General features: G+C 56.7%; 5 protein-coding genes. 1 reads left to right on the forward strand and 4 read right to left on the reverse strand.

The annotated features are described in order from the left end of the window. Positions 1–780: RluA family pseudouridine synthase (locus tag AC1D1P_RS18195; RefSeq protein WP_477673929.1), on the forward strand; the 780-nt coding region annotated here is incomplete at its 5' end. 170 nt (positions 781–950) lie between these two features. On the opposite strand, the gene AC1D1P_RS18200 is transcribed toward AC1D1P_RS18195, so the two are convergent. The 4 genes from AC1D1P_RS18200 to AC1D1P_RS18215 form a co-directional block, all read right to left on the reverse strand. Beyond that, positions 951–1,355 (reverse strand): DUF5071 domain-containing protein, encoded by a 405-nt coding sequence (locus AC1D1P_RS18200; RefSeq protein WP_477673930.1) that lies wholly within the window; start codon positions 1,353–1,355, stop codon positions 951–953. A 48-nt stretch (positions 1,356–1,403) separates the two neighbouring features. Further along, positions 1,404–1,778, reverse strand: coding sequence for a putative quinol monooxygenase (locus tag AC1D1P_RS18205; RefSeq protein ID WP_477673931.1), 375 nt, complete (start codon positions 1,776–1,778; stop codon positions 1,404–1,406). Positions 1,779–1,948: 170 nt separating this feature from the next. Further along, positions 1,949–2,527: a class I SAM-dependent methyltransferase gene (locus AC1D1P_RS18210; protein ID WP_477673932.1), complete on the reverse strand. Its 579-nt coding sequence runs from the start codon at positions 2,525–2,527 to the stop codon at positions 1,949–1,951. 123 nt (positions 2,528–2,650) lie between these two features. After that, a complete protein-coding gene (locus AC1D1P_RS18215) occupies positions 2,651–3,364 on the reverse strand; it encodes a hypothetical protein (RefSeq protein ID WP_477668944.1) in 714 nt (237 codons plus the stop codon). Between the last annotated feature and the right edge of the window lie 46 nt (positions 3,365–3,410).

A 3,410-nucleotide genomic window follows, 5' to 3' on the forward strand; every position in this document is an offset into this window, starting at 1 on the left:
GTATGGTTGCAACGCATGCAGGACGGCCTGGTGGTCGATGAATTCGGTGAAGCCGTCACCGCCGAACGCCCCTACCGTGGCCACATGCGCGTGTACTACTACCGCGCACTGGACGAAGAACCCCGCATTCCGTTTGAAGAGTCCGTGCTGTTTCAGGACGAACACCTTGTCGTGGCCGACAAGCCGCATTTCTTGCCTGTGACGCCCTCCGGCCACTACCTGCAGGAGACCCTGCTGGTGCGCCTGAAAAACCGGCTCGRCATCGACGGCCTGGTGCCGATTCACCGCATCGACCGTGAAACCGCAGGCCTGGTGCTGTTCTCCGTCAACCCGGCGGAGCGTGATGCCTACCAGTCATTGTTCCGCCGGCATGAGGTCACGAAGCATTACGAAGCCGTGGCGCCATGGCGCGGCGATATTGGCTTTCCCCTCACACGCAAAAGCCGCATCGTCGAAGACGAACCTTTTTTCCGGCAGCGTGAAATAACGGGTGAGCCCAACAGCCACACGCAGATCGATGTGATCGAGGTACGCGGCGACCACGCGCTGTATGCCMTCAATCCCGTAACGGGCAAGAAGCACCAGCTGCGCGTACACATGAATGCGCTCGGCCTGCCACTGCTGAATGACCGCATGTATCCGCCGGTCGAAGTGACACCGGAAGACGATTATCGCTATCCGCTGCAGTTGCTGGCCAAGTCCATTGCGTTCACGGACCCGGTAACAGGCGAGCAACGACGCTTTGAAAGCCGGCTGGCGCTGCGGGGCCTGCGGCCTTGATGAGGCCTTGGCATATGTCCGCCAAGCCGAGCTGGCCATGACCCAGTGCATCTGCTCAAACACAGCCGCAAACACTAGCCCTCTGTGGGAACTAACGTAAAAATGATCGGACCACCAACACAAGTGGCGAAGCCGCCTTCTGCTGTTGCGGGTCCGTGTCGATTGACATGTTATGCGTTGCCATCACCGGCGAGAGATTCCAATGCTTCCGACGCCGCGACATTCACTTCTTCCTTCTCCTCAGCAGCTGTCGGGCTGTCAACCATGCGCCGAAGATCCTTTGACAAGGCCGAACACAACTCCGACGACGGCCGGATGATGGAAACAATGACTTCGTACTTCCAGCTTTCGTCGTCCGTGGCGAAGACTCGACGCAGGTAGGGGACGAGCGGTACGCCTACGCTCGCAAAGAACGGACCGAGGATCGTGGCCACCGGCCAATTGCGGTCCTGGGTCCACTCTAGAAGCGCGGGAACAATGGGTTCAACTTCGGCGAAGCTGCGACCCGCAACATCACGTGCGACTTGCAGATCACTCTTGTGACGTGGCACCAGTGCGGCGAGTTCAGTACGCATAACGTTTGAGATGATAGGCTGCCGAAGGCGGCCCTCTCGATTCAAGGGTTAGGCCTCGCTGCTACGGCGAATGCCTTCTTCGAGCGCGAAGAACTGTGGATTGCGCGATGCCATCGGGCCGCGAAGCTTATCGATCTCCGCTTCTGGCGCGTGGACCTCGAACCTGACGATCTTTGCGATCTTCAGCGCTTGGCCAAGCAATTCAGCAACGTTCTCACGATGTGCGAGCAGGGCGGCTGCGTCTACGTATCCCTCGCGACAGTGGGCGACGTTGCCGCTGAAAGAGAAGGCGTAGTGCAGGCAACCCGGCTCCGTGCTCGTCTTGGCGACGAGCTTCTGCGCCAGAGCTTTGAAAGCGTCAAGTTGTCCGTCTTGGACCTCGAAATACGGCACCAAGGTGCAGCAGGTGTCAAGCGTAAACATTCATGTTTCCTGTGGTTCTCACGGGCGATGTGCCCGCGCCAATTCTGCACGTAGTGACTCACCTGGGTGCCAGAGAGACAATGATGAGGCGCTGCAGTTGCCGAAGAGCCCTCGCGATGCCTAACGTTTGAGTTCAGCGGCCGCCGAAGGTGGTCCGCTGGAACGGTGGATCAGGTGCCGCGTTGTACCAAGACCTCCCACAATGCTTTCTTGCGAACGTACTTGTTGGTCGTCTGGTGTTCCCTGGACAAGACCTGCCATCCGGTTGCGAACAGTTCGTCGACGCCCTGCGCATCAAAGAACCTCTTGGCCTGGCCGTCAACAAGGTAGTAGTTGGGCTCAATGGCAGGATGCCCAGTGGCTCCAAAGTTCTTGTCCTGGACCGAGTTCAGCCGGCACAAGAGCAGCCCACCCGGCTTGAGCGTCTGCCTGATCCGGCTCACAAGTTCCAGGGTTTCATGCCATGGAAAGTAGTGCAGAGTGAGGCTTGCCACAACGGCACCCGCTTCGCCAGAGCGGAGGGGAAACGGATCCCTGATGTCCTGGCATGAGATGCGTGCCTGAGGTGCCCGGAGCCTCGCAGCGGCGACAGAGGTGGCGGAAAGATCGAAGGCGAGAACAGAAAGGCCGGCACCGACCAAGGTGGACGTGTCTGCGCCCGTTCCACAGCCGATCTCAAGCACCGGCTGTGAGCCAACGGACTCCTGGAGCATCGGAAGCCATCGGCCAAGCCACGGGTCGTGGAGCATGTGTTCCTTGATTCCTAATGTTTGAGGTGAACGGTTGCCGCAGGCAGTCCGCAGGAATGATGGGGTAGGTTTTTCATGGGCGTGCGAAAAGCGTAATTGACTTACATCCGCCGGTCGTGCCGCCTAATGCGCCCTTTTGATTTGTTGAGCAGCGAGTTGCGCCGTCCTCTTGATTCCATCTCGGTACGCCTCAACCAGCTCCCCCGCTCTACTGAGGGCATCCTCGAACGATGCGAACGTGTAATTCGCGTTGGCGGTGATCTCGTCATCCGAATTCTTGTTGGCGTCTGCACCATAACTGATGGATTGCGAATAGATCGAATCTTCTGTCTTTATGTCTACGAGTTCAAACGAGATATTCAATCTGGGTGCGAACGTCGTCTTTAGCCGACTGGAATAAAGTCCCATATTCGATATGGTCACTGTCAGTATGCTGTCCGCGGTGATTGCGCTATTTTTGTAGTCAATCGAAGTTGGGTCGTCCTTTTCATATTTGATTCCATCTCCCGGTATGGCGCTTTGGTTGGCCTCCTTCAAAGCACTCAAAGTGGCAGATGCAAGTTCCTCTTGTACGTTGAAGGCCTGCTTTTCCAGCGCCGCCTTAAGTTCGTTGATTCGATTCTTTTCAACCCCCTTTTTCACGAAGAAGGCCGGGCCGGGAAAGATAATATCCAGGCCGTTTGGCGCATTTTCAATTGAAAACTTCTCTACCGGCTGAACGGAGGCTACGGCGATAACTCTTTCACCGGGAGTCAAACTCGCCTCTGCTGCAGATAATTGCAATGGAAGAATCGAGATAAAGAATAGTGCGATGGTTGTTCGAGTTAAGTGGATCATGTCGTGGGCATAGCGTTTAAAAATTTAATGAAACCTGACATTGGAG

The organism is Polaromonas sp. P1_E1_2, assembly GCF_056406035.1.